Origin of the sequence: Microcystis sp. LEGE 08355, from assembly GCF_015207185.1 — a bacterium.
Classification (GTDB): Bacteria; Cyanobacteriota; Cyanobacteriia; order Cyanobacteriales; family Microcystaceae; genus Microcystis; species Microcystis panniformis.
In genome coordinates this window covers 1-5,406 of the sequence record NZ_JADEXI010000317.1, presented here as the reverse complement: position 1 = coordinate 5,406, position 5,406 = coordinate 1, and the positions used below count along the sequence as shown (strand labels likewise).

Annotated in this window: 5 protein-coding genes; 1 reads left to right on the top strand and 4 read right to left on the bottom strand. The window is 44.4% G+C overall.

The genetic code is table 11. From position 1 onward, the window contains the following. The 3 genes from IQ242_RS15710 to IQ242_RS15700 all read right to left on the bottom strand — a co-directional run. Positions 1-219 (bottom strand): ATP-binding cassette domain-containing protein (locus tag IQ242_RS15710; protein ID WP_193960609.1); only part of this gene is annotated, 219 nt, incomplete at its 3' end. Then, on the bottom strand, positions 216-1,331 hold the full coding sequence (locus tag IQ242_RS15705; protein WP_193960610.1) for an acyl-CoA dehydrogenase family protein: 1,116 nt from the start codon (positions 1,329-1,331) through the stop codon (positions 216-218). The genes IQ242_RS15710 and IQ242_RS15705, both read right to left, overlap by 4 nt. Before the next feature lie 12 nt (positions 1,332-1,343). After that, positions 1,344-1,874: a DUF4242 domain-containing protein gene (locus IQ242_RS15700; RefSeq protein WP_193960608.1), complete on the bottom strand. Its 531-nt coding sequence runs from the start codon at positions 1,872-1,874 to the stop codon at positions 1,344-1,346. Between the two features lie 371 nt (positions 1,875-2,245). Here IQ242_RS15700 and IQ242_RS15695 point away from each other — a divergent pair, with 371 nt between their 5' ends. Continuing rightward, positions 2,246-3,622, top strand: coding sequence for a serine/threonine-protein kinase (locus tag IQ242_RS15695; RefSeq protein WP_193960607.1), 1,377 nt, complete (start codon positions 2,246-2,248; stop codon positions 3,620-3,622). Here IQ242_RS15695 and IQ242_RS15690 read toward each other — a convergent pair. Next, positions 3,614-5,053 carry an aminotransferase class I/II-fold pyridoxal phosphate-dependent enzyme gene (locus IQ242_RS15690; RefSeq protein WP_193960606.1) on the bottom strand — a complete coding sequence of 480 codons (1,440 nt, stop codon included), beginning with the start codon at positions 5,051-5,053 and terminating at the stop codon, positions 3,614-3,616. The genes IQ242_RS15695 and IQ242_RS15690 overlap by 9 nt on opposite strands. Positions 5,054-5,406: the final 353 nt, after the last annotated feature.

Here is a 5,406-nt window from a genome sequence, read left to right as displayed (position 1 = left end):
GTGCAATTGTATTTCTCCGCCATCGGCACTTTGCAAACCAGCGGCGGTAGCAAGGAGGGTAGATTTACCGCAACCACTAGCCCCGAGCAAACAAACCACCTCACCGGAGCGCACCTGTAGGTTAATATCCTCAAAAACGGTACGGTAGCCATGGCGGGTTTTATAGCGTTTATGGAGATTTTTGAGGGTGAGGACGGGGTAATCAGTGGCGACGCTCATTCCCTCACCCCCGCTCGATCGAGTTCGCCAGGGAGAATTTTATCGGTAGAGGACTGACGTTGTAATTCTCTTTCTAGTTGAATCAGGCTCGGAGTTAACACAGGTAAAAAGGCGACCTCGCGCAGCCGTCGCGCCGTGTCGCTATTACGAAAATAGCCTTTTCCTCCCTTAATTTCCGCTTCTAACCCTACGGATTCCACCGCTAACCGGGTAATGTCCACTCTGAGGGTGAATAGTTGGCGTGTTCGTCCGAGATCGAAGCTTTCTAGGGTGCTGAATTGCTCGATTGTCTTTTCTAGACGAGTCAGACGCTCCCGGGCGAAGAAATAACGATCGCTGGCTACCGCTGCCTTTCCCCCTAAACTTTTCTCCGTCTCCCCAAGGGATTTACGCGTAATGCCCAGGGCCAGTCCGCATTGTAACAGCAAGAAACAGGGGCGGACTGAGGGTAAAAATTTTGCTGCTTCCAAGCTGATAATCCAGTCGTGAGATAACTGAACTCGATCGAATTCAAGGGTACTGGTGCGGGAAGCCTGTAAACCCAATAATTGTAGGTCTTCACCCCGTTTTAACCCCTCTGCGAAGGAGGGAAGGGCGAGGATAAGGGTTTGTCCAGATCTAGTTTGAGCGGCAACGGCCACGATGAATTCTCCCTTAGAGTCGAGGTTAGAGGCCCAGGGCAGGAAGCCATTAACAGTGACGTTTTCTCCCTCGATCTTTGCTTGTAAACGCAGCTCCTCGATACCGCCGAGGTACTTCATCGCGTTAGAGAGTCCTGTCGCTCCGGCGATCTCTCCCTTGAGAACGGCCGGTAGAATTTTGTTTTGTAGGTAAGTGTTATTACTGGCGGCCAGATATTGAATGAAGACGCGCTGACACCAGAAAACAAAACCGGTGGTCAGGCAGCATTGGGACACAGCGGAGATCGCCTCTACTGCCTGTAGTAAGGAGCCACCCTGGCCTCCTAAGCTTTCAGGTATAGCATAGCCGAACCAGCCCGATTCTCCTAGCTTGGTTAGGGCCGAACCGACGTTGAGATTAGCTGTACCGTTGTTGAGGTCAGTGGCTCTTTCTTCCAGAAAAGAAAGGATTTCGGAGCCTCGATCGAGCATCATTGTTCTCTCCTAGGGGTGAATATTTTCAATCGAGGTCAAACTATCTATGGGTGCGCCGACCACTTCTCTGGCTCTTTTTACCGCCGCTTCATCGGGACTATCGTAGAAACAGAGACATTTACTCAAGTCTTCGCAAACATAGGTACGCTCGAAACTGACTTCCGGCACTTGAGCATAAAGGGGGGTTTTCTCCGCTTTTCGTTGCAGGTAAGTTTCCATCGTTAGCCCCGGGGGTAAATTCCACTGTACTAGATAGTTGGCTTTGTCTTTGCGCTCTCGCACAGTGGCTAAGTCCTGCCCAATCAAGCGCATTTCTTTGATTAGTTGCCAACCTAGCCCAGCGTTTTCTATTACTTGTTCGACGGATGCGCGATCGATCGCTTTGATAATCAGGAATAACCGCCCCTCTGTTTCACCGATTAGGGCTTCGATTAACTCTCCCTGCGATTTTGATGCGACTGTGGCAATGCGCTCCAATATCTCGCTCACCTCTTCTTTTGTCCTTTCTTGTCGATCATCCTCTACTAGATATAGAGTCATAATTCATCTGAAATACATTTACAATACATTTGAGTTTACTGTCTTTGAGAAAAAAAAGCAATATTTTCAAGAGCCTCAAAACGAGGTGACACGGGAGTAGATGGTTCAAGACCGTTTCGCTCAAGTCGTGGCCAGAACCCTGGCCTTGAATGATATGCGTGACCCGATTTTTTCGATAACCGCCCTTATCTGGCTGAATTTTTTTCAGCCAAAGACTTGACAAACTCCAAAATTTCTGCTAACCTTGTAGTATAATGGAAATCCGTGTCGGCCTACGACCCCCCTTTTTAACTCTTTCTCAAGAATAAAAATTTTAACCCGAATTGCAGGTAGTAGCTAAACTAAGAGCAGTACCACGGGAAACGGTGATTATGGAAGTTATTTGTACGCGTCCCCACTGTCCGAAACCGCGTAATCAGTGCCTAGACCTAGACGATAGCAATCTTTTAACCTCGATCGATCAGAAATATTGTACAACTTGCGGGATGCCATTAATTTTAGGGGGACGTTATTTGCCAGAACGTCTATTGGGACAAGGAGGATTTGGGGCGGCATTTTTAGCAGTAGATCGTTATAGTCCCAAAAAAGCTAAATGTGTACTCAAACAATTTCAACCTTCTGGTAATTTAAGTCCGCAAGCTTTAGAAAAAGCGAAAAACTTATTTTTTCAAGAAGCGCACGTTTTAGAAGATTTAGGCCGAGAACATCCCCAAATCCCCGATCTCTATGCTTTTTTCCCTTTAACAGTCAAGAATCAATTAACGGGAAAAGAAGAGCAATTTTTCTATCTGGCCCAGGAATATATCGACGGTAAAAACTTAGAAGAAATTCTCCAACAGCAACAAAAACCCTTTCAAGAAAGTGAAGTCAAAAACATTCTCAAAGAATTACTTCTTATCCTCAAATTTATTCATGAAAATGGTTCCATTCACCGGGATATAAAACCATCTAACATCATGTTATCCAAAAATGGCCGCCTCTATTTACTCGATTTTGGGGCAGTAAAACAGGCGACTAATAACCCTAGTAATACACAACAGAAATCCACAACAATTTACTCAGCTGGATTTGCTCCTCCCGAACAACAATTAGGCAATCAGGTATCGGCAGCCACAGATTTATATGCCCTAGCAGCTACCTGTGTTATACTCTTAACTAATCGCGATCCTGATGATCTATACGATCCCCAAAAACAGGTCTGGAATTGGCAAAATTATGCCCCCAACATCAGTGCAGATTTAGCAAGAGTATTCAATAAAATGTTACTAGCAAATCCCCTGGATAGATTTCAATCCTGTGGAGAAGTTTTAACCGCTTTAAATACACCTCCCCCATCTCCTCCATCTCCTCCACCTTCTCCAATTCCTCCATCCCCTCCAGCTTCTCCAGTGATTAGAAAAACTTCCCGCTTTTCTCTTGGGGAAACCTTCGCTAATGCTGCCTTTACAGGATTTGAGGGGACATTATTAGTAATTGCCTTAAATAGTTTACTCCCCTCGCTAGGAATTGTCATCGCTTTTATGATCTTAGGTGGCTTAGTTTGGGCATTATTTAAAAAAGTGATTGAAGGGAGAGATTTACCGATTCTAGCAGCAATTACCCTCACCCTCATCTTCTTTCTTTCGCAACTGCAAGGAAGCCTAAATTTTCCTGAAATTGCTATCATTGCCGTGATGGCAGCCATCGGAGCAATTGCTATTACCGCCTTTTTCCGGTTAATATATCAGATAATTTTGCGATTATTTTAAAACCCTGAAAGTGGTTAAATTATCATCACTACCGCCGGTAATCGTGCCACCGAGGTCTAAAATAGTTTGCAGATAGTCGAGGACTTCCTGAGAAATTAACTCACCCGGCATCAAAACGGGAATACCGGGGGGATAGGGACAGATAACATCAGCACTAAGACGATCGAGGGCATTTTTCCGGGATACTATCTCTGTAGGGGCAAAAAAAGCCTTTCTAGGAGAAATAGCCAAATTTCCCGTGACTGGGGGAGGAGTGGGGGGTAAACTGGTAGAGGAAGGGGATTGAAGGCATTGAAAAGCAGTAATTAGGCGATTAATGTGTTCGCGATGGTTGCCGATGGAGATAATAAAAGTAAGTTGGCTTAAAGTCGGTAATTCTGCGGTGACAGCGTATTTTTCTCGCAAAATATCGTCTATTTCGTAACCAGTTAAGCCAAAATTTTTGACAATTACCGTTAAACGAGTGCGATCGAACCAGTGACAACCCGGGATAGAATGGGGAAAGTCTAAAACAGAGATATTAGGAATTTTATCGAGTTCTTTTCGGGCAGTAGCGGCTAAATCGAGGGTTTTGCTCAGTAAATCTAGTCCTTGCGTCGCCATTTGCTTTCTAGCACTATCAAGGGAAGCGAGAAGCAAATAACTAGGGCTAGTGGTTTGAACTAATTGTAAGGCTCGATCGACTTTTTCGGAACTAATGCGATCGCTTTTTAAGTGTAACATCGATGCTTGAGTTAAGGCCCCTAAAACCTTATGGGTGGACTGAATAGCCATATCGGCGCCGAGAGACAGGGCAGCCGGAGGTAAATCGGGATGAAAGGCAAAATGCGCCCCGTGAGCCTCATCGACGAGCAGCGGGATAGAATAATGATTGGTAATCTGGGCGATAGTTTTTAAGTCACAGCAAACCCCTTGATAGGTGGGAGAGACTACCATCACCGCTTTAGCGTCGGGATGAAGTTTCAGGGCATTTTCGAGGGATTGGGGGGTTATATTTAAATTTAGATCGATAGTGGGATTATATTCGGGATTGATAAAGATAGGTTGCGCCCCAGAGAGAATTAAGCCCGAAATTGCCGATTTATGAATATTTCTCGCCAAAATAATTTTATCTCCCTCGCCGCAAGTGGCTAAAATCGCCGCAATAATGCCACAACTGGAACCATTGACTAAAAACCAGCTTTTATCTGCCCCAAATGTCTCGGCTGCTAAAATTTGCGCTTCTTTAATCACTCCCGTCGGGGCAAACAAATTATCAAGGTCGGGTAATTCGGGTAAATCGGCTTTAAAGACGCTTTTTCCCAGTAAATTACTTAAATCTTCGCCGATTCCTTCCCCCTGCTTATGCCCTGGCGCATAAAATGGTACATCTAAACTATTGACTTTTTTTTGCAGTTGTGATAGCAACGGAGCGGATTCTGGCGAAGGCATTTTTGGAAGGTAGTGGGGGATTTGTCAGTTATCAGTAAACAGTAAACAGTTATCAGTAAACAGTAATTAGTGAAGATTGATCGGTGAATATAGCGTTTTTCAGTCTGCTGAGGTACAAAAGTTATGGGTTTTAGGCACTCATGCAAGAGGCAAAAGGCAAAAGGCAAAAGGGAAGAAAAATAGGTGTACCTCACTAGCTTAGGAAACGCTATAATATCATTTAAAACTTAAAACTTAAAACTTAAAACTTAAAACTTATCACTTTAATCTGATAACTGATAACTGATAACTGATAACTGATAACTGATAACTGATAACTGATAACTGATAACTGATAACTGTTAACTGTTAAC